Source organism: Cellulosimicrobium sp. G4 BAM 1002 (assembly GCF_057126935.1).
On the sequence record NZ_CP182109.1, the window covers coordinates 2,455,470 to 2,474,874 of the forward strand.

20 protein-coding genes and 1 tRNA gene are annotated in these 19,405 nt (G+C 70.4%); 4 read left to right on the forward strand and 17 right to left on the reverse strand.

Features of this window, described 5'->3' with window-relative positions; translation table 11 throughout:
* Positions 1-20 precede the first annotated feature (20 nt).
* On the forward strand, positions 21-611 hold the full coding sequence (locus ACMXGY_RS11115; protein ID WP_483776917.1) for a DNA-3-methyladenine glycosylase family protein: 591 nt from the start codon (positions 21-23) through the stop codon (positions 609-611).
* Positions 612-652: 41 nt separating this feature from the next.
* Here the strand turns inward: ACMXGY_RS11115 and ACMXGY_RS11120 are convergent, their stop codons facing one another.
* Together ACMXGY_RS11120 and ACMXGY_RS11125 are read right to left on the reverse strand one after the other, a co-directional pair.
* Complete coding sequence (locus ACMXGY_RS11120) at positions 653-1,291, reverse strand: hypothetical protein (protein ID WP_483773057.1); 639 nt, start codon at positions 1,289-1,291, stop codon at positions 653-655.
* Positions 1,288-1,938 (reverse strand): TetR/AcrR family transcriptional regulator, encoded by a 651-nt coding sequence (locus ACMXGY_RS11125; protein ID WP_483773058.1) that lies wholly within the window; start codon positions 1,936-1,938, stop codon positions 1,288-1,290. The genes ACMXGY_RS11120 and ACMXGY_RS11125 overlap by 4 nt, the downstream gene beginning before the upstream one ends.
* Before the next feature lie 84 nt (positions 1,939-2,022).
* Here ACMXGY_RS11125 and ACMXGY_RS11130 point away from each other — a divergent pair, with 84 nt between their 5' ends.
* Entirely contained in the window at positions 2,023-3,402 is a 1,380-nt protein-coding gene (locus ACMXGY_RS11130; RefSeq protein ID WP_483773059.1) for an MFS transporter, read from the forward strand.
* On the opposite strand, the gene ACMXGY_RS11135 is transcribed toward ACMXGY_RS11130, so the two are convergent.
* From ACMXGY_RS11135 to ACMXGY_RS11175, 9 genes are all read right to left on the reverse strand, one after another.
* Positions 3,383-3,913 carry a GNAT family N-acetyltransferase gene (locus ACMXGY_RS11135; RefSeq protein WP_483773060.1) on the reverse strand — a complete coding sequence of 177 codons (531 nt, stop codon included), beginning with the start codon at positions 3,911-3,913 and terminating at the stop codon, positions 3,383-3,385. The two genes, ACMXGY_RS11130 and ACMXGY_RS11135, sit on opposite strands and share 20 nt — an antisense overlap.
* Positions 3,910-4,539 carry a dihydrofolate reductase family protein gene (locus ACMXGY_RS11140; protein WP_483773061.1) on the reverse strand — a complete coding sequence of 210 codons (630 nt, stop codon included), beginning with the start codon at positions 4,537-4,539 and terminating at the stop codon, positions 3,910-3,912. The genes ACMXGY_RS11135 and ACMXGY_RS11140 overlap by 4 nt, the downstream gene beginning before the upstream one ends.
* A gap of 119 nt (positions 4,540-4,658) precedes the next feature.
* On the reverse strand, positions 4,659-5,672 hold the full coding sequence (locus tag ACMXGY_RS11145; protein WP_483773062.1) for a zinc-dependent alcohol dehydrogenase family protein: 1,014 nt from the start codon (positions 5,670-5,672) through the stop codon (positions 4,659-4,661).
* 64 nt (positions 5,673-5,736) lie between these two features.
* Positions 5,737-6,522, reverse strand: coding sequence for an SCO1664 family protein (locus tag ACMXGY_RS11150; RefSeq protein WP_483773063.1), 786 nt, complete (start codon positions 6,520-6,522; stop codon positions 5,737-5,739).
* Positions 6,519-7,067: a DUF3090 domain-containing protein gene (locus tag ACMXGY_RS11155; RefSeq protein WP_483773064.1), complete on the reverse strand. Its 549-nt coding sequence runs from the start codon at positions 7,065-7,067 to the stop codon at positions 6,519-6,521. Before ACMXGY_RS11155 ends, ACMXGY_RS11150 begins: the two co-directional genes overlap by 4 nt.
* A gap of 55 nt (positions 7,068-7,122) precedes the next feature.
* Positions 7,123-7,842, reverse strand: coding sequence for a histidine phosphatase family protein (locus ACMXGY_RS11160; RefSeq protein ID WP_483773065.1), 720 nt, complete (start codon positions 7,840-7,842; stop codon positions 7,123-7,125).
* Positions 7,843-7,952: 110 nt separating this feature from the next.
* Complete coding sequence (locus tag ACMXGY_RS11165) at positions 7,953-8,690, reverse strand: PDDEXK-like family protein (protein WP_483773066.1); 738 nt, start codon at positions 8,688-8,690, stop codon at positions 7,953-7,955.
* Positions 8,691-9,208: 518 nt separating this feature from the next.
* The gene (locus ACMXGY_RS11170; protein WP_483776918.1) at positions 9,209-9,358 is read right to left on the reverse strand and encodes a hypothetical protein; all 150 of its coding nucleotides are present in this window, start codon (positions 9,356-9,358) and stop codon (positions 9,209-9,211) included.
* The gene (locus tag ACMXGY_RS11175; protein ID WP_483773067.1) at positions 9,324-9,893 is read right to left on the reverse strand and encodes an NADAR family protein; all 570 of its coding nucleotides are present in this window, start codon (positions 9,891-9,893) and stop codon (positions 9,324-9,326) included. Before ACMXGY_RS11175 ends, ACMXGY_RS11170 begins: the two co-directional genes overlap by 35 nt.
* Here ACMXGY_RS11175 and ACMXGY_RS11180 point away from each other — a divergent pair.
* A protein-coding gene (locus ACMXGY_RS11180; RefSeq protein WP_483773068.1) for an IS5 family transposase occupies positions 9,798-10,677 on the forward strand; the annotation gives its coding sequence in 2 pieces (ribosomal slippage) (positions 9,798-10,145 and positions 10,147-10,677; 879 coding nt in all). The two genes, ACMXGY_RS11175 and ACMXGY_RS11180, sit on opposite strands and share 96 nt — an antisense overlap.
* A 33-nt stretch (positions 10,678-10,710) precedes the next feature.
* On the opposite strand, the gene ACMXGY_RS11185 is transcribed toward ACMXGY_RS11180, so the two are convergent.
* Entirely contained in the window at positions 10,711-11,418 is a 708-nt protein-coding gene (locus tag ACMXGY_RS11185; protein ID WP_483776848.1) for a barstar family protein, read from the reverse strand.
* A 192-nt stretch (positions 11,419-11,610) separates the two neighbouring features.
* Between ACMXGY_RS11185 and ACMXGY_RS11190 the strand changes: the two genes are divergently transcribed.
* Positions 11,611-13,995: a hypothetical protein gene (locus ACMXGY_RS11190; RefSeq protein WP_483773069.1), complete on the forward strand. Its 2,385-nt coding sequence runs from the start codon at positions 11,611-11,613 to the stop codon at positions 13,993-13,995.
* A gap of 654 nt (positions 13,996-14,649) precedes the next feature.
* On the opposite strand, the gene ACMXGY_RS11195 is transcribed toward ACMXGY_RS11190, so the two are convergent.
* The 5 genes from ACMXGY_RS11195 to ACMXGY_RS11215 all read right to left on the reverse strand — a co-directional run bounded on the left by ACMXGY_RS11195 (position 14,650) and on the right by ACMXGY_RS11215 (position 19,393).
* Positions 14,650-16,092, reverse strand: a complete 1,443-nt coding sequence (locus ACMXGY_RS11195) for an ATP-dependent nuclease (RefSeq protein ID WP_483773070.1) — start codon at positions 16,090-16,092, stop codon at positions 14,650-14,652.
* 324 nt (positions 16,093-16,416) lie between these two features.
* A tRNA-Pro gene (locus ACMXGY_RS11200) sits at positions 16,417-16,490 on the reverse strand.
* Positions 16,491-16,559: 69 nt separating this feature from the next.
* Positions 16,560-17,924, reverse strand: coding sequence for an MFS transporter (locus ACMXGY_RS11205; protein ID WP_483773071.1), 1,365 nt, complete (start codon positions 17,922-17,924; stop codon positions 16,560-16,562).
* Positions 17,921-18,565: a GntR family transcriptional regulator gene (locus ACMXGY_RS11210; RefSeq protein WP_483773072.1), complete on the reverse strand. Its 645-nt coding sequence runs from the start codon at positions 18,563-18,565 to the stop codon at positions 17,921-17,923. Before ACMXGY_RS11210 ends, ACMXGY_RS11205 begins: the two co-directional genes overlap by 4 nt.
* Positions 18,566-18,673: 108 nt before the next feature.
* Positions 18,674-19,393, reverse strand: coding sequence for a hypothetical protein (locus tag ACMXGY_RS11215; RefSeq protein ID WP_483773073.1), 720 nt, complete (start codon positions 19,391-19,393; stop codon positions 18,674-18,676).
* Between the last annotated feature and the right edge of the window lie 12 nt (positions 19,394-19,405).

Here is a 19,405-nt window from a genome sequence, read left to right on the forward strand (position 1 = left end):
ACCTGCGCTCCGCCGACCCCGTGCTGGCGAGCGTCGTCGACCGGGTCGGGCCGCCCGCGCTGCGGCGTGAGCCGCACGCCAGCACGTTCGCCGCGCTCGCGGAGGCCGTGGTGCACGAGCACACCGGCGCGTCGTCGGGGAACGTCTTCGCGCGCCTGTGCGTCGCGCTCCCCCGCCCGCTCGACGGGCCGACCCCCGACTCGCTGCTCGGGCTCGCCGACGCGCAGTACGCGCGGGCCGGCGTCCCGCGTGCCGCCACGCGCGCCCTGCGCGAGCTGTCCGCGCACGCGCTCTTCGGCGGGGTTCCCGACGACGACGAGCTGGCCGCGCTGCCGGACGACGCGGTGGTCGACCTGCTGACGGCGGTGCCCGGCGTCGGGCGCGGCGCCGTGGAGCGGGTGCTCGTCTCCCGGCTCGGGCGCCCGGACGTGCTCCTGGCCGACGACGCCGAGGTCCGGCGAGGCTTCGAGCTCGCCTCCGGGACGCCACTCTCCGACCCTGACGCGCTGCGCACGGCGGCGGAACGGTGGCGGCCCTACCGGTCGCTCGCGACCTGGTACCTGCGAAGACTCGCGTCCGGTGCCGACAGCGCGCTCAGCACGGAGGGCTGAGGCGCGGTGACCTCCGCGATCCTCGGCGCCCAGGAGCCGCGTCATCGGACCAGGGAGATGACGATCAGGGCCACGCCGAGGACCGCGTCGAGCGCGGCGCAGAACTGCGCGAGGGTCGAGGCGACGACGCGCCGGGTGCGCAGGTGGTGGACGTCCCAGGCGGCGTGGCCCAGGAGGCCGACGCCGACGAGCAGCCCGGCCCAGGGCTGGCCGAGTGCGGCGACCGCGAGGGCCAGGGCGACCACGACGACCAGGGCCGCCGCCTGCAGCGGCAGCCCCCAGGCGGGGCGGATCTCGCCGCGGGCCAGCCCGTACACCGCGAGGACCACCACGACCGCGAGCATCACCCAGAGCGGGTCGAAGCCGGGGAGGGCGAACCCGACCCCGATGAGCACGAACGTCAGGGCGAACAGGGGCCAGGCCGCCGAGCGTCGGCCGAGCGCGGCGGAACCGAGGTAGACGAACGCCGCCGCCACGAGCACCTGCGCGGACTGGGCCGTGTCGGCGAAGCCGACCCAGGTCGCGACGGCCAGCGCTGCGGCGAACAGGACCCCGGCGACGAGCGGCCAGCGCTGCACGTGGTCGCTCGCGGGACCAGCGTCGGCGGGGGTGCCGCGGCCGGTGTCGCCGGCCGGGGTGCGGCCTGGCGCCGGGTGGTCCGCGTGGCCGGCGGTGGTCACGACGCCTCCTCCGGCGCGACCGGCCGCACCGGTGCCACCGGCGGGACGGCCGGCACCGGTTGCCCCGGTGGGGTGAAAGCGGCCAACGCGGTCGCGGCGATGGTCCGGGCCGCGTCGTCCGGCGCGAGCCGCCCCGCCTCGATCTCCGCCGCGGCGCCGTTCATCACCCGGTGGAGGGTGCCGACCAGCCACGAGGCGGGCAGGTCGGTGCGGAAGACCCCGTCCCGGCGCCCCCGCTCGACGAGGCGTTCGACGCGCGTCACCGGCCGCTCGTGCAGCTCGAGCATCCGCTCCGGCGAGAGGTCCTGGAGCGCGGCGGTCATGAGCGAGCCGATCTGCACGATCGTCAGCCAGCTCTGCGCGACGAGACGAACGAGCGCGTCGCGCGGGTCGCCCGAGAGGTCGAGCGCGTCGAGCGCCTCGTCGCCCTCCTCGATCGCCCGGGCCACCACGGCGTCGACGAGCTCCGCCCGGCTCGCGAAGTGCCCGTAGAGCGTGACCCTGCCCACGCCCGCGGTCCTCGCGATCTCGGCGACGCTCGCGTCGGGGTCCCTGCTCAGGCAGAGGGCGGCGGCGTCCAGGATCGCCTGGACGTTCCGTCGGGCGTCCGCCCGCTTGGCCTGGTGCTGGGTGGCGTTACTCGGCATGCCGACCTCCCTTGTCGAACACCACTGTACGAGTTAGCGTGAGCGGGATCAACCCGAACACCCATGTTCGACTTGGAGGCCGCCATGACCGACCACGACCTGGACGCCGCCGTCCCGCGCACGGCGCCCGACCCGAGGCGGTGGCGGATCCTCGCGCTGCTCGGCACCGCCCAGCTCATGCTGATCCTCGACGTCACGGTCGTGACGGTCGCCCTCCCGGTGATCGGCACGGACCTGGGGATGGAGCGCGGGACCCTCACGTGGGTCGTCAGCGCCTACACGCTCGTCTTCGGCGGGCTCATGCTGCTCGGCGGGCGGCTGGCGGACCGCTTCGGCTCCCGGCGCCTCGTGCTCACCGGGCTCACGGTCTTCACCCTCGCCTCGCTCGTCGCCGGGCTCGCAGGCACCCCGGAGATGCTGCTGGCCGGCCGGGTGGCACAGGGCGTCGGCGCCGCGCTGCTCTCACCCGCAGCGCTCTCCGCGGTCGTCACGACGTTCGACGGCGACGAGCGCAACCGCGCCCTGGGCGTCTGGTCCGCTCTCAGCGGGGGCGGCGCGGCCCTGGGCGTGCTGCTCGGTGGGCTGCTGACCGGCGGCCCGGGGTGGCCGTGGATCTTCGTCATCAACGTGCCGATCGGGCTCGCGCTCCTGGTCGCGCTGCTCCGCCTCCTCCCCGCCGGGGTGGCGGGCGACCCGCGCCGGCTCGACCTGCTCGGCGCGGCCCTCGTCACGGCCGCGACCGGCGCGGTGATCTACGCGCTCATCGGCGCGGGCGACCGCGGCTGGGCGGACGTCACGACCGCCGTCTGGCTCGGGGTCGGCGTGCTGCTCTACGTCGCGTTCGTGCTGCGGCAGCGCACGGTCGCGGAGCCGCTCATGGACCTGCGGCTCCTCGCTCGTCGTCCCGTCCGCGCGGGCACGTTCCTCATCCTCGTCGCGACCGCGCTCATGATCGCCGTGTTCTTCCTCGGCTCGTTCCTGCTGCAGCGCGTCCACGGCCTCGGCCCGATCGCCACCGGCCTGCTCTTCCTGCCGGTCGCCCTCGCGACCATGGCGGGGTCCCAGCTCGCCGGCACCCTCCTCGGCCGGACGGGCGGGCGGCCGATGACGCTCGTCGGCGCGGTCGTCGTCGCCGGCGGCCTCGCGCTCCCGGCGACCGTGGACGGCACGCCCGCCGCCGTCGCGGGCATGGCGGTCGCCGCCGCGGGGATCGGTGCGCTGTTCGTCGTCGCGTCGGCCACCGCGCTCGGCCGGGTCGCGCCGCACGAGGCCGGCATCGCGTCCGGCATCGTGAGCACGTTCCACGAGTTCGGTGCGGCGCTGGGCGCGGCCGTCGTCTCGAGCGTCGCGGCGGCGGGGATCGCCGACGGCGCGGCGAGCGGGATCCAGGCCGGCTTCGGGTTCGCGGCCCTCACCGCGCTCGTGGGTGGTGCCGTCGCCCTGGTCATGCTCCCGCGCCGGTGAGCGCCTTCTCGTAGCGGCGGCAGGGAACCACCACGGTTCCCTCCGCGGTCTCTGCCGCGTAGTCGAGCGGACCGACGTCGACCCACCCCGACCGCTCGTAGAACCGACGTGCCCGGGCGTTGCCCGCCACGACGGCGAGCCAGGCGCGGTCGTGGCCGGCGGTCGCGACGACGTCCTCGGCGCAGGCCAGGAGCGTCGCCGCGACGCCGCTCCCCCGCGCCGTGGCGTCCACGTAGACCTGCTCGACCTCGTCGCCGACGACGACCACGAAGCCCCGCACGACGCCGTCGACCTCCGCCACCCACGTGGCGCCCAGGCGCTCGCGCACGCGCGGCGGGTAGGTCTCCTCGGCCCGGTGCTGGTAGAGCGCGTCGGGGACGTGCCCCGCGTGCCCGTCCGCCCAGCCGCGGTGCCAGATGCGCGCGATCGCGCCCGCGTCGTCCGACGACGCGCGCCGCACCGACGGCCGGCCGGCGGCGCCTTCCCGGTCCCCAGGCCCGACGACGCTCACGCGCGGCGCGTGAAGGTCACGTGGGTGACGCCGCTCGGGGCTGAGGTCGCCTCGACGGCGTACCCCTGCTCGAGGCCCTCGAGCCCGTCCCAGAGGCTGACGCCCCGGCCCAGGAGGATCGGCACCACCGCGACGTGCAGGTAGTCCACGAGCCCGGCGGCGAGGAACTCGCGGAGCATGGTCGGCCCACCGCCCAGGCGCACGTCCTTGCCGCCCGCGGCCGCCCGGGCCGTCTCGACCGCCTCGGCGGGCGACGCGTCGAGGAAGTGGAACGTCGTGCCGCCCTCCATCTCGATCGGCGGGCGGACGTGGTGGGTCAGGACGAAGACGGGCGTGTGGAACGGCGGGTTCGCGCCCCACGCACCCTTCCAGTCGGGGTCCTCGTGCCAGCCCGGGTGCCCGAACTTTCCGGCGCCCATGATCTCGGCCCCGATCCCGTCGTCGTGCCGCTGGACGAACGCGTCGTCGACCCCGCCGCTCCCGCCCGGCTCCCACCACTGCGTGGCGAACATCCACTGGTGCAGCCGGTCTCCGGCGTGACCGAAGTGGTGCTCCGCGTCCTGGCCCTCGCCGGTGCCGAACCCGTCCAGCGAGACGGAGAAGTTGTGGACGCGGACGAGTGACATGTCGATGCTCCGTCTCGGTGGGCGCCGGCTCTGGAGGCCCCGGGTCGCTCTGGCGAACACGCTCGTCCCAGCACGCTAACTCGGACGGGCGTGTTCGACAAGAGCCCCGTTGCCTCCCGCTATGGCTGCAGCAGAACCTTGATCGCGCGCCGCTCGTCCATCGCGCGGTACGCCTCCGCCGCCTCGTCGAGCGGCAGGGTGAGGTCGAAGACGAGGCCCGGGTCGATCTGGCGGGTCAGCACGAGGTCCATGAGGTGCGGCAGGTACGCGCGCACGGGCGCCACCCCGCCGTGCACGCCCTTGTTCTCCCAGAACATCTGCTCGACGGGCAGGCCTCCGTGCGGCAGGCCGACGATGCCGATCATGGCGCCGGGACGTGCCACTGCGACGGCCTGCTGCCGCGCGTCGTCGGTGCCGACGCACTCGAGCACCGCGTCCGCGCCGATGCCCTCGGTGAGCTCCTTGACCCGGGCCGCTCCCTCGTCGCCGCGCTCCTCGACGACGTGCGTGGCCCCGAACGTCGTCGCGACCCTCTGCCGCGCATCGTGCCGGCTCATCGCGATGACGGTGGTCGCACCAAGCTGGGCCGCCGCGAGCACCGCGCTGAGCCCGACGGCGCCGTCCCCCACCACGGCGACGCTCATCCCGGGCCGCACGCCGGCGCTGACGGCGGCGTGCCAGCCGGTGGACATCACGTCCGACAGCGCGAGCAGGCTCGGGACGAGGTCGGCGTCGGGCTGTCCGGGCGTGGCGACGAGCGTGCCGTCGGCGTTGGGGATGCGGATCCTCTCCGCCTGGCAGCCGTCGTAGCCGCCGCCGTGCAGGCAGTTGGCCTGCATGCCCTTGCGGCACACGGCGCACGTGTTGTCGCTGTGCTTGAACCCGCCGACGACGAAGTCGCCCGCCCGCACCGTCGTGACCGCCGAACCGGTCTCCTCGACGACGCCGACGTACTCGTGCCCGATCGGGACCGGCCGCGGTACCGGCGCAAGGCCGCGGTAGCGCCACAGGTCCGAGCCGCACACGCACGCCGCGACCGTGCGGATCACCGCGTCGGTCGGTTCCTCGATGACGGGGTCCGGTCGCTCCTCGACCCGCACGTCGCCCGGTCCATAGATGATTGCTCCACGCATGAGCCCATCGCACACCATCGAGCGGGCCGAGGCGACGCGAGGGCCCGTGCGGCTCCGCGCAGGTTCAGAAGAGCGGCCAGGGCACGGCCTGCATGTCCCCTGCCGGGTGCGGGAAGCGCGCCGCGAAGAGCAGCCGGTCGCACCGCTGTGCGAGCTGGGTGACCTCGTCGGGCGTCAGCAGCTCGGCCAGGCGTCGCCCCAGGTCGCCGTCGAGCTGAGGTCCGAGGTCAGCCCGAACCTGTGCGACGCCCGCCAGCTCGTCGTCGCTCAGGCTCGTTCCGAGCCAGCCCCAGAGCACCGTCCGCAGCTTGGGCTCGACGTGAAAGGTGACGCCGTGGTCGACGCCGAGGCGCCGCCCGTCGGACAGGGGCAGCACGTGCCCGCCCTTGCGGTCGGCGTTGTTCACCACCGCGTCGAACACCGCCATGCGCCGCAGCGCCGGCGAGTCCTCGTGGATCACGCTCACCGGACGGTCCTCCTCGTCGACGCCCTCCAGCACCGTCCGCACGCCGTCGGGCGGCACCTCGTCCGTCGGCACGACGTCGACCGGCGACTGCGCGTCGTCCACCTCCTGCCAGAGCTGCACCATGCCGGGACCCAGTGGTCCGTCGCGCAGCCACGTGCGCGGCACGATCCCCCAGCCGAGCGACTCCGAGACGAGGTACGCGGCGACCTCCCGCGCCGCCAGGGTGCCGTCCGGGAAGTCCCACAACGGCTTCTCGCCGGCCACCGGCTTGTACACGACCTCGACGTCCCCGATCCGCGCGAGGAACGTCGCGTTGGACGCGACGCGGATGCGTCCGACGACGTCGAGCGGCGCCGCGTCGAGGTCGCCGTCCGGCGACGTCACGCCTCGTCGGGCAGCACGCACTCGTGCCCGTCGGGGTCCATCGGTGCACCGCAGCGCGGGCAGGCCGGGCGGCCCGCGAGCACGACGGCGCGCGTGCGCTGCGCGAAGGCGCGAGCCGTCCCGACGGGCATCTTGACGCGCAGCGCCTCCTGGGGCTCCGGCTCGTCCGCGTCGGGGTCCAGCTCGTCGTCGTCCACGAACGGGAACGCCTCGACGATCACCTGCGCCGTGCGGGGGTCCCAGGCCAGCCGCATCGACCCCGTGCGGAACTCCTCCTCGACCGGGAGGTCCAGCGGGTCGTCGTCGATCAGCTCGGCGGGCACCTCGGCGGGGACGCTGTACCGGTTGTCAGGCGCCTCCATCAGCTCGTCGAGCAGGCGCTGGACGGTCTCGGCGAGGACGGCGGACTGCTCCTTCTCGAGGGCGACGCTCGTCGTCCGGTTGCCGGAGCGAGCCTGCAGGTAGAACGTGCGGGAACCGGGCATCCCGACGGTCCCGACGACGACGCGGTCGGGCCAGTCGTACTCATGGACGAGGGTGGGCATGCCCTCACTCTACGAGCGCTCGCACCCTCCGCGCCGGGCAGCCATGGGCCGGACGTCAGGAGGGCTGGAGATCGCTCGGGTCGTCGGGCGCGACCGGCCCGGCACCGCCCCCGACCGGCGCATCGCCGACGGGCGGCGCCGTGCGCAGCCACGAGAGGTCGCCGGCGTCGGTGTTGACGGCCACCACCTCCGGGCGGTGCGTGCCGTACCTGACGATCGAGATCGACGCCGGGCCGACGACGATGCGCTGGAACAGGTCCAGGTGCATCCCCAGCGCATCTGCCAGCACGGACTTGATCACGTCCCCGTGCGAGACGGCCGCCCACACCGCGTCGTCCCCGTGGCGCGCGGCGACCTCCGCGTCATGCCGCCGGATCGCTTCGACGCTCCGGGCCTGCATCGCCGCGAGCGACTCACCGCCAGGGAACGCTGCCGCCGAGGGCTGCGTCTGCACGACGGACCACAACGGCTCCTGGGCGAGGTCCTTCAACGCACGCCCCTGCCACTGCCCGTAGTCGCACTCGGTGAGGCCGTGCTCGGTGACAGACTCCGGCGCGCCCGCCTGATGGTCGAGCAGCGCCCGCGCGGTCTGTCGACACCGCTCCAACGGGCTCGTCACGATGCGCGCCAGCGGCACGCCCATAATACGCTCGGCCGCCCGGACCGCCTGATCGCGCCCGACAGCGTCCAACCGGACGCCGCCCGCGCGACCGGCGAGGATGCCCCCAGAATTAGCGGTCGTGCGGCCATGGCGGACGAGGAGGAGGATCGGCATGGCCTGAGCCTAGGCGGGTCCTTCGACGCAGGGGATCGACGCGACGCGCCCACGAACTCACGTCGGGGTCATCGGCAAAGACGCTCCGCGTGCGATGCGCGCAGCGGGACTCACTTCCGCGCCGTGGGATACCCCGGGACGCGGAAGCGTTCGTACGCACTCAGGTGAACGGCGTGCACACCCCGGACGGCACCGAGCGGGATCACGTAGTACGAGAAGTCACCGTCGACGACGAAGAACTCGTCTATGTCGTCCGTGCCGTAGAGCGTCCGCCCCTGACGCGACGTCGAGAGGTACACCTTCCAGGAGCCGCCCTCCCGCGTCGTCGTCGTCTTGACCTGGACCCGACGGATGTCCGCTCCTGCGCCGACGAGCAGGTCGTATCGGGCGGGCTCAAGGGGCCAGGAGACGTTCACCCCGCACAGGGCGTACCAGCCGGCCGCGAGCAGGGCTCCCGCCCGGCCTAGATGGGCGGTATCCGGGACAAGCCCGGGAGCCTGCGCGGGCGCTGGCGTCTTGTCCAGGTGGTCGACCTCCAACCCGAGCCGGGCAGCGTGACCCTTCACCGTGGTTGTCGCGGAACCACCCTTGAGCCCCAACGCGCCAGTCACGTCAGGCCAGGACGCCGCCCCTGCCACCGCGGCGCGCAACTCGGCCTCGCTCCACCGCCGCTGTCCGGTGAAATGGCCGTAGTCGACCTCCAACCGCTCGGCGTGCGACCGAACTGACCGCAGCGCTGCGGAGGACGTTCCGAGGAGACCGAGCGCACGGAGCACCCCGCGCCAGGACGTCGACGCCGCGACGGCAGCCACCAGTTCGGCGTCCGTGTACGTCCGCTTCGTCCCCATGATCCTCGAACCTAGGACGAGGCACCGACACCCTGGCATTTCGCCCAAGTCACTTCTATCGCGCGAGCGATCGAGTTGCATGGCAAGTCCGGGAGCCAGTGCGGAGGTTTGTCTGCGGCCACAGGTCGCTCCTGTCGACTCTTTGTACCTGTCACCGTAGCGGTCGGTCACGGTTTGGCGTTCTTCTCCGAACGCAACGGCGACCCGCTCCGCCACACCTCGGCCTGATCAACACCGGACCACGGTCACCGTCCACGCCCCGACGTTCCCGGGATCAATCTCTCCGACGGAGACACCAAGGTCGTGCCACGGGCCAACGACGACGTCGTGCGCAGCATTAAGGGACAGTTCCCGCGCTGGAAGGGCGCAGATCGGCAAGAGCGACCTCTACCACACGTTGGCCCGTAGGCGATCTCGCGCTTCCATCAGCGCGAATCCGAGGAGGTTCTGACCGCGCCACCGCACTGGGGTTCTCGGCATCGGGATCCTGAGCGCTCAATCCGATGGCCAACACCCGGTCATGTGGGGCTCGCCTTGACCAGCACACGGTCGACAGTGCGGAGCAGAAAGCCACGCAGAGCATCGTCGGATCCGAGCGTGTGCATGGTGCCCTCAACGACGTTCCCGAAGCGCTCACGCATCCAGACGTCCTCGTCGAACCTGGACACGATGCGTCCCTGCAGCCTTCGCCAGGGCAGGACTGGGCGCATCGAGCGCGGCCTGCTCTGCCTCTGGATCCGCGAACTGCCTCGCCTTCGCCGCCATCATCCAGTGCTCGGCGATCGCATATGTCCGCCCGTCAACGGTAAAGGGGGACGGCCACCACTGGCTCAGGCAGCTCCGCCCGAGGCGGCCACCTGACTCGGGCGTGTGTGACCCCAGCAATGCAGGTACTTCACGAGAGCGCCGCTGGACGGCGTGCATGAGCTGCTCAACCGAGCGGAGGTCGTTCGACACGAGCGCCAGCATGCCAGCTAGCGCAGCACGCATCGAACTCATTCGGCAGTTCCACGCCGAGACGCGATCCAGCCATTTCGACGCTCCACGGAGCCGATACCTAGGGAGTGTCTCCTTAGTACCGCGGCCACGATGTTGCAGAGTGCGCTCGTGGATCGTGGTCGCGAGTTGTCGGACGAGCAGTGGGCGGCGATCGGCCCGTTGATGCCGCAGGTATCTGGGCGGTCGCGTCCGTGGCGTGATCATCGTCAGGTCGTGGAGGGGATCGTTCACCGGTATCGGACCGGGGTCGCGTGGCGTGATCTTCCCGAGGGGTTCGGGCCTTGGCAGACCGCGTGGAAGAGGCATGCGCGGTTCTCCCGGGACGGGACCTGGGACGAGATCCTGACGGCCTTGCAGGCTCGCGCGGACGCGAACGGCGGTATCGACTGGCGGGTGAGCGTGGACTCCACGATCAACCGGGCGCACCAGCACGCCGCGACCTTGCCCCGAACCACAGGGGGCACTGGCGAATCACAAGAATCCGGAACGGCGCGAACCGGCTGACCACGCGTTGGGTCGCTCTCGGGGCGGGTTGTCGACGAAGATCCACGCCGCGGTCGACGGCAACGGGCGACCGCTCGCGGTGCTCGTGGGACCGGGCCAGGGCGGTGACGCCCCGATGTGCCTGCCGCTGCTCGGCACGATCCGAGTCCCTCGAGCAGGGGCGGGACGCCCGCGCACCACACCTGACGCCGTGCTGGGCGACAAGGCGTACTCCTCGCGCGCGATCCGGTCCGAGCTGCGCCGGCGCGGCATCGTCGCGGTCATCCCCGAACCCCGCGACCAGCAGGCCCACCGTCGCCGACGCGGATCACGAGGCGGACGGCCCGTGACCTACGACGCCGTCACCTACCGGGGTCGCAACACGGTCGAGCGGTTCTTCAACCGCATCAAGCAATGGAGAGCACTCGCGACCCGCTACGACAAGCACGCGCTCGTCTACCGCGGTGGCGCCGTTCTCGCAGCGATCCTGCTCTGGCTCCCCTGACCAACTCGTACCTGGGCCCAGTCTCGACGTTCGTCACAGTCCAACGGCACCGGAAACGCCCATCGAGTCGCCGCCGAGTTCACGGTCGTCGCTCTGTAGGAGCAACGCCATCGTGGCGCCAGCCTCCGCCGCGCCGCGCGCCTGGGTGACAAGGATGTCCACCAAGGCGGGAGCGAGGTCAGGCAGCGCCGTGGCGAAGCGGTCGAACCCGAGGAACGCCAGCGCCAGGCCCGCGGCCGTCGGCTGCCAGCCGTACTCCCGTGCGACAACGTCTGACATGCAGTCGTTAAGCGCATCGAGATTCCGGCCGTAGTAGGCGGGAAAGTCCAACGCCACGGCGAGATCGCGATGCACTTCCGCGCCCGTCGACCAGGAACCAGCATCAAGAACCACGACCTGAAACCCTCGGGCAGCGAGCTCCTCCACGGCCCCATCGAGTTCCGAGCGTCGAGAGAATACCGTCACCGAGAGACCCGTCAAGGGTTCACGAGCATGACCTGCCGAAGGGACCGCTCCTGACGAGGACGTGCTCACCCACGAGATGCTACGCAACTGGCGTCTTAGGAGACACGCCCTAGGACCCGCGCTGGTCTCCAACTCCACGCCCATCACGGCGTGGTGCCTGTCGCCGTAATGCCACCCTCGCGGCTCATCACCGAAGTAGTGAAGGTCCCAGGACGCGACGTCATCGACACGGATCCCGACCAGCTCCGTCGTCTTCCGGTCGAAATCGTCCCGCATGCTCACGAAAGCGAACGATGCCTCATCCCCGCACTCGAACTGGGAAGCACGCCCTAACTGGCTGCGCGAGACCCGATCCAGAACCTGGGGCGACGGATCGGCTGTGTGGGTACCCACTGGCACGCTGGCGGCGGACCGGGACCTGGGCGATCGACCGCATGCCGCTCACGGCCAGAACGGATAGGTGACGCTGTGATCAAGAAGAAGGCCCCAAACCTCCGGATACAGGGGGCCTCGTTTGAGTCGATGGAGTTCCAGATTGCGAGGGGGCTTGAGTTCCTGGAGACGCTCGGCCCCGGCGCGAGCCTGCCGTCTCTGCCAGGGCGGCTTCCGGGCCTGGTCGCTGAACGTGTCGCCAACATGGTCTCGCTCCTTGACAGGGTCGACTCCCTGGACCTTCTCGGCAACATGAAGCAGGTGGATCTCGCCAACATCATGGCGTCGCCCGGGGAGAGCTGGAGAGATGTTGGCGAGTCCCACGCCGTCACCGAGGTGGTGGCGCTCGTCCTTCTGGGTCTCGGCCTGCCTCGCGTCAAAGGAGAGGGAGCCAGAAACGCAGCTGAAGTCGTTGAGGCACTTCGGGCCGACGCTCAGTGGATCGTAGAAGCGTCCCAGATGTCTGCGACGGTAGAGGCGGAGACCACCGACGACTCGATGACCAAGGTCGCGCTGCGTTCACGCATGGACCGAATCTCCGTGCGTAACTCCCACTACACAAACATCGGCCGTCAGCTGAACACGTCGTTCTTCAGCCGCCCGAAAGTCCGCGAGATCATGGAAGCTCGTGTGGGCTTCACCGGGGACGACGTCGATGCAGTCACGAAGACGCTTGGAGAGGTCCAGCAGAAGCGGATCTGGGAAGCGTTCGAGAAGGTTCGTGAACTCATGGGGCGAGTGAACCCGCCTCCCGACCAGGCCCGGGCAGCGCTCGAGCGGTTGTTCACGACACCGGCCGACTTGTTCGCTATCACGCCGACATCTCTGGCTGCGGAAGCGGGGCTCGACGAAATCCGGGTGCGCGCCGCACTGGACACGTTCGTCGTGGCACCATTGCAGGCGACACCGGTTGATCTTGTACAGGCGTTCACGCGCGGTGACAACCCGTTCGCGTCATCCGGCCTTCTCAAGGTCGACGAGGACGTCTACTTCCCGCTCACGACGGCGCTGCTGTCGGAGCACGTCCGTAGCCGGGTCGAGGACGCGTTCAAGCAGGGCCGGCACTGGGCTACGTTCGACGAGCAGCGCAAGAAGTGGTCAGAGAGCCGGGCCAAAGGGCTCCTAGCAGCCTTGCTTGGCGGCGCGCGCCCCCGGCTGGAGAACTTCAACTATCTGATTCCTGACACCGGTGCCGACGTGCACCTCTTGGCGGCAGACGCGGCACCTGCGGCCAAGGGCGTGCATCAGGTCGAGGGTGACATCCTCTTCGTCGTTGACAACGTGGCCTTCTGTGTCGAGGTCAAGGCTGGGGCGCTGAATGAGCGAGCGAGGGCTGGGGACACGCGCGCGGTCATGAGGGGCCTGACCGGAATCATCACCAAGGCCGACGAGCAGGCGGAGCGTCTCAGGTCGCTCATTCTCGCCAACCAGGGGATTTGGACTGCCCGACGAGAGTGGGTGGACCTGCCCGGCGTGCAGGAGGTCCACAACATCGTGGTCGTGCTCGACGACCTTGGACCAGTCATCTTGTCCACCGGGGCACTCGTAGACGCCAAACTGATCGTGAGCGAGCGCGTCCCATGGATCGTCTCGATGCACGACTTGACCGTCTTCCGCGACGTGATCGAGCACCCTGCACAGTTCCTCACATTCCTTCGGCGCCGCACTCAAGCCGAGGCGGCGCGCTGGCTTGATGCCGTCGACGAGCTTGACGTGATGATGTTCTTCCTCAATGGCGGCCTCTACTTCGAGTCGGACCCCGACCAAGGCGAGAACGGTGAACGCCCTAGGCATGTTGACGTCGCCAAGAGACGACGGCACAGACAGCAAGGGCCCGTCTTCGTCGGGACGCTGACCGACCCGCTCGACGCTTGGTACGAACCTCGCACCAAGTCATCGAAGCCGTCACGTGACGAGGGTCCCTTCGTCCTCAGGTTCCTTGAGTGGAGCAGAGAGCGGCAAGTGCCGGGCTGGCTGCGCGTAGGAGCAGACCTTGTCGGCCTGGGATCGTCGACACGGAGCCGGTTCATCACCGAACACGCCCGCGTCGTTGACCGGGCGCGTTATGGCAGCCAGGCGAGCATGACCATCGGCGGTGACGACGGCGAGGGCAGATGGCTGTTCCTCTTGGGTGGGGACAGCCCAGGGCACCGCATCGACATCGGCCCTTATCTGCGGCTGAAGAAGTACCAGCACCGCGCGGCTCGTGTTACCGCGTGGGTCGTTGACGCCAACGGTGAGCCCTCTCGGTATGCACACCTCGAAGGGGCGTGGAAGGCAGACCCGGCGGTCGAGGCCGAAGTCCACGAGGCTGAGCGACAAGGCAAGCTCGTCGTGGTGGACAGGACACCAGCGTCCGTTCCTCCGTCCGCGAAACGGGCGACACGGCGGCTTCGCGGAACGAGACGGAGCCGCAAGTGAACCCTCGGGCGACGCGTACACCTTTGATGGCCCGCCCGCTTGCGCCCAACGCGCCCGTAGACTCCGAGCGCCCCTCCCTCCCTTCCGTCCTGCCCTTCAGTTATGTTGGTGCCGCGGCCGGCGATGCGCACGCGGCGGCGGCCCCCGTAGTCGAAATCAAGGGGACTGCTGCAGGATCCCTTTGGCGGCGTCCGATACTGAGACGCTAGGGTTTTATCTCACGCACCGACCCGCAACTTCTTGGACAAGCAACCCTTGACCACGGACGCGTTGACGTAACTGGGACCCATTCCGTGCCCGACAGACCGGCCTGCTCTTCGATGAAAGCGCGGCGCCAGAAATAATCGCGAATCTTCCGACATCGCGCGGGAATGGCAGTCGTGTGCTGATCGGCTGGAGGTCCGGCGTTTCGGTGACGACGATGACACGTCGCGCCGCTACTTCCGAGGCACCAGCCTCGTCACCCAGCGACGGGTTGGTCGCCAGGAGACCAGATTGATTGTCTGAAGCGCGGTTGGGCGCCGCCCGACATTAGCGGCTTCCACGACCTACACACCGAGAGGCTCGTCCCCAGCGCCGATGATGATGCGCGGGTGAGCGTCGACGCGGATCTGGGCACGGTCGGCCCCCGGTAGGGCGGCACGGTAGGGAGAGTTAGTTTGGCACCCCCTCGAGATACGCCTTGCTCCGGTGGAGCAGTTCTGCCGTGAGTTCCTTGTGCTCCTCGCGGATGCGACACTTGCGGTCTAGCAGCCCGAGCTTTTCCTCACGAGGCGGCTGGGCCGCTTTGGTCCGAATGTCTGCTGCTGGGATGCACTCGAAGCGGTACTCGGGGAAGCGGGCCTCAAGCGTGTCACGCTCATCCTCCTTGTCGTCGTCCAAGATGCCGACGACGTACTCGTAGCCAAGGTCGTGCAGCAGTTGCGCGAACGCGCCCATCTTCCCCGCCCCGCCAACACCCCAGCCGAAGAACGAACCAGGCAGTTCGATACCCAGTTCCTTCATCACGATGTCGAAGAAGACCACGTCCTCCTGTCCCTCGACGAGGATCACCCTGTCGTGCAGGAAGAACACCTCGTTCGCCTGGAGACCGAGGGTGTGCGGGTTGTTGCGGTCGCGCACCGATCTCGCAACCGACTCGAGCGAGTCGCGCGAAGCGGCGTGCACCTGGCAGCAGTCTTGTGAGCGGCGCATCCGAACGACGCAGGCACCGTTGCTGATCGCCTGCCACGAGATGAAGTACGGGGAGTGCGTTGCACAGACGATCTGCCTGTCGCGTGCCAGGTCGACAAGGAGGGCGGCAAGTCGACGCTGGTACTCCGGGTGCAAAGACAGCTCGGGCTCGTCGATCACGACCATGGTCGAGGGCTCCGAGTCGTACAGGGCGTCGATGATCGACAGGAGGCTCGTCAGTCCGTCCCCGAGCCCCTCGCTCGAATGGTCGCTGTCGAGCCCGCCAGGGCTGGGCCACCGGTACTTGAGGAAATATTGCCCGTTGTCTGACCGGTCGATCGTCCACTCCGGGGGCGGGTCGATGACTCTGGACATCATCTCTTGGAACGTCGATCTGCGATCGTTGTCACGGTCGATAGTGAACAACCGCAGCGCGAAAGTGTCGAGGGTCGGCAAGCGAGGGTCTGCAGCCTGGTACCCGTAGAGGTAGGAGCCGCGATCTCCGGGGGTGCCCGTGTAGCCGCTGAACAGGTGCGCGAAGCTCCGGCGTGACTGCACCACGAAGAGACTGCCGCGCTCGATCGTCCCTTCAGCCGTGACTTCACTGCCACCCGGCCGGACGGACTCCAGCCTCAAGGCGGGCTCCCCGTCTGCGCAGTCCAGCCGTATCGTCACCCGATCTCCGAAGGTGCGGTTGCGTCGACCTTGGGAGAACGACGGGGGTGGAGACTGGCTGAACCCACGCAGGCTCTCGATGATCGTCGACTTGCCGGAGTTGTTGGCACCGACCAGCAGGGTCAGCCCGCTTCCCGGGGAGCCGTTGGGCTGAGCGAACTCGAGGCTCTGCTCCTGCGCAAATCCTCTGAGGCCACCAACAGTCAGTCGTACGTAGTTCGCCACTTGGCCTCCCATGGAGTCGATCAAGGGTCCGAATGGTGGGGCCCGTTTGACAGGAAGGTCCGCGCGCACCCGCCATGCCGTGAGGATGCCATCGAAGGGGCGGATCAGGGCTCGTCGAGGTGGGTGAACTGTGGGGTGCACTGTGGAAGACGCGCAGGGTAGCTGCGGGCTTGCCGTGAACCGCCCATCGACCGCGCGACCGGCGAGATCCTGCGCGAGCTCACCCTCGACCCCACACGCGACTACCAGCCCACCGGCCACCAACACCGCCCAGACCCCGAACAACGAAAAGCCGGACCTACGAAAACGTAGGTCCGGCTCTCCTCGATGTCGTGAGACATCACACGGTCGGGCTGACAGGATTTGAACCTGCGACCCCCTGACCCCCAGTCAGGTGCGCTACCAAGCTGCGCCACAGCCCGTGGCTGGATCACATGGCCTAACACTCGACGCAACACCGCGTGTTCTGGCCCCGTGAAGCCTCGGATACTCTACCCCATCCGCGACGCCTCCAGCGCACCGTTTGCCCCGGTCGCGGCTGTGCTGCGGGTCTCGTCCGCGTCCTGAGCAGCAGCGTCGCCCTCCCCCGTCGGCAGGTGTGCGCGCCACGCGCTCGCGACGATCACCAGGCACACGGCCGCGATGACGAGCCCGCCGAGGAACATCTGCGCGTACGTCCACCGCACGGACAGCGCCGCGAGCGCCACGGGCACGCAGAACCCGACGTACGTGAGCGAGTAGTACACGGCCGTCAGCCCGGCGAGGTCGTCGGGCGTCGCGATGCGCTGGACCTCGCTGAGCCCGGCGACGAGCGCGAGCCCGTAGCCGGCGCCGAGCACCATCGCGGCGACGAGCGCCGTCGGGAGGTCGAGCCGCGCCGACGCGAGCGCGCCGAGCCCCATGCCGACGACGACGATCGACATCGCGACGACGGACGCTCGCGCGCTGTGCCGGGTGTCGATGAGGCGGCCGAGCACCTGGATCCCGACGCCGCAGCCGAGGCCTAGCACGGTCATGAGCCCGGAGAACGCGATGGGCGCACTCCCCGCGCTCGTGGACACGAGCCCGGGCAGCACGGCGTACGCGCTGCCCGCGCACCCGAACACCCAGGGCGCCACGGGCACGACGACGCGCAGGAACCGCCGGTGCGCGACAGCCGGCACGCGCAGGTCGTCGCGCAGCCGACCGCGGGCGGCGCCGTCGGCCGCGACGCGCGTCTCCGGCACGCCGAGCACCCACACGCCCGCCGCGACGGCGAGCGCCGCGTGCAGCAGGTACGCGGTGTGCGTCGGCCACGGCGCCCACTGCGCGAGCACCGCCGCGACGCCCGCCCCGACGAGGAACCCCAGCGTGAGGGCGAGGCCGGCGCGCCGGGCGCCGGAGCCGCCGTCAGGCACCCCGGACGCGCGGGCCGCCTCGTCGCTGAGCTCCTTGACCCACGTGGTGCCGACGGCCATGACGAGGCCGAGCGCGATCCCGCACAGCACCCGCCCGGTCGCGAGCAGCGCGGCCGACGACTCCCCCGCCGCGAGCACGAGCGACCCGGCGAGCCCGATCGGCGCCGCGGGCAGCAGCAGCGGACGCCGCCCGTACCGGTCGGACAGCGGTCCACCGAGCAGCAGCGCGGGCACGATCCCGAGCACGTACGCGGCGAGCAGCGCGTCGACGGTCACCGCCGAGAAGTGCCCCACCTCCCGGTACATGACGAGCAGGGGCGTGAACTCGTTGCCACCCCACGCGACCGCGAACATCACCGCCGCGACGGCGACCCACGCCCGCGGCCCGACGGCGGCACTCGCCCCGTGCGCGGACGCCGCGGTCTCGCCCTCGGTCGCCGACGTCGACACCGCGCTCACAGGCCCGACCTCGCGTCCTCGAGGTGGCGCTGGATGCGGCGCTTGTAGGTGCGGGTGTCCCGTACCTCGAGCGCGTCGATCAGCGCGCGGTGCCCGGCGACGAACGTCGCCGCGCGGCTCGGGTCCCACCGGACGCTGTGCGCGACCATGCGTTGCTGACGCTCGCGCAGGCTCACGGAGAACGTCGTGAGCAGGGCGTTGCCGCCTGCGGCGACGATCTCCTGGTGGAAGCGCGCGTCGAGGGTCGCGTACTCCGCGACGTCACCGTCGGCGACCGCCGCCTCCTGCGCCGTGACGAGGTCACGCAGGAGCGCGACGAGCGTCCCGAGCTCGGCGTCGGGCAGGCGCACGACCGTCTGCGCGGCATGGGTCTCGACGAGCAGGCGCGCGTCGAGGACGGCGTCCGCCTCCCCCGGCGCGACGGGCACGACGAGCGCGCCACGCTTCGGGTACAGGCGCAGCAGCCCCTCGGTCTCCAGGCGGAGGAACGCCTCGCGCACCGGCGTGCGGCTCACGCCGAGCTGCTCGGCGATCTCGCCCTCGCTCGTCATCGACCCGCCGGGCAGGCTTCCGTCGAGGACGAGGGACTTCACGTGTCGGTAGGCCTGCTCCGTGGCAGAACCGCTGGTTGTGCGAGGCATAGATACATGATGCATCTATCTGGTGCACGACTTCGACCGGAGTCGCACCGTGCGCACGTGGCCCTCGCCACACAGAGCTGTCGACCTCAAGTGATCCTTGAACGTGCGTCATGACGAACGGCGGCTCGGCCCCGCACCGCCCGGGCCGCTGCGGCGCAGCGGCTCGTGCACGCGCCACACGCTCCGGTAGCCGCGGTACCCGACGAGCATCCACACCACGAACGACGCGATCGCCCCGACCACCCCGACGGCGATCCCCCACGCGACCGATCCCGTGAGCAGCTGGACCGTGGCCCCGCAGAGCATCCCGACGAGCGAGGACTCCACGACGAGGATGACGAGCATCGAGCTCGCGAGCACCTGCGTCCGGTCGCGCGCCGCGAACGGGTAGTACGTGCGCCCGGAACCGGCCTGGTCGTCGGCCGCCGACATGACGAGGTACCGCTCGACACCCGGGTCCAGGTCCACGTACGCGCCGCGCAGCCGGTTCATCGCGAGCACGTACGCGAGGTCCTCCTCCGCGGTGTTGAGGACGCGCATCATCGTGACCGCGCCGATCAGCGCGAGGAGCAGCAGCACCCCCACGGCGACGGCGCCGAACCCGCCACGAAAGCCCGTCGCGTTCCCGAGCACCCCCAGGCTGAAGACCCCGGCGGACACGAGGGTGAGGAAGATCGCGATGCGCGTGAGGACCTCGCTCTGCGTGGTCGAGCGCGACGCGAGCAGGCTCCAGTGCTCGGTCGCGAGGATCTGGGCGCGCAGCGCCCGCTGCGCGTCGGTCAGACGCGCGGCCTCGTCGCCCGACGACGCGGGCACGGCCGTCGTCATCCCGTCATTGTC

Coding starts and splice junctions, on each gene's coding strand:
- ACMXGY_RS11125 (WP_483773058.1), bottom strand. CDS start 1,938: ATGCCGAGTAACGCCACCCAGCACCAGGCCAAGCGGGCGGACGCCCGA.
- ACMXGY_RS11130 (WP_483773059.1), top strand. CDS start 2,023: ATGACCGACCACGACCTGGACGCCGCCGTCCCGCGCACGGCGCCCGAC.
- ACMXGY_RS11140 (WP_483773061.1), bottom strand. CDS start 4,539: ATGTCACTCGTCCGCGTCCACAACTTCTCCGTCTCGCTGGACGGGTTC.
- ACMXGY_RS11145 (WP_483773062.1), bottom strand. CDS start 5,672: ATGCGTGGAGCAATCATCTATGGACCGGGCGACGTGCGGGTCGAGGAG.
- ACMXGY_RS11155 (WP_483773064.1), bottom strand. CDS start 7,067: ATGCCCACCCTCGTCCATGAGTACGACTGGCCCGACCGCGTCGTCGTC.
- ACMXGY_RS11160 (WP_483773065.1), bottom strand. CDS start 7,842: ATGCCGATCCTCCTCCTCGTCCGCCATGGCCGCACGACCGCTAATTCT.
- ACMXGY_RS11165 (WP_483773066.1), bottom strand. CDS start 8,690: ATGGGGACGAAGCGGACGTACACGGACGCCGAACTGGTGGCTGCCGTC.
- ACMXGY_RS11175 (WP_483773067.1), bottom strand. CDS start 9,893: ATGATCACGCCACGGACGCGACCGCCCAGATACCTGCGGCATCAACGG.
- ACMXGY_RS11185 (WP_483776848.1), bottom strand. CDS start 11,418: ATGCGGGACGATTTCGACCGGAAGACGACGGAGCTGGTCGGGATCCGT.
- ACMXGY_RS11210 (WP_483773072.1), bottom strand. CDS start 18,565: ATGCCTCGCACAACCAGCGGTTCTGCCACGGAGCAGGCCTACCGACAC.
- ACMXGY_RS11215 (WP_483773073.1), bottom strand. CDS start 19,393: ATGACGACGGCCGTGCCCGCGTCGTCGGGCGACGAGGCCGCGCGTCTG.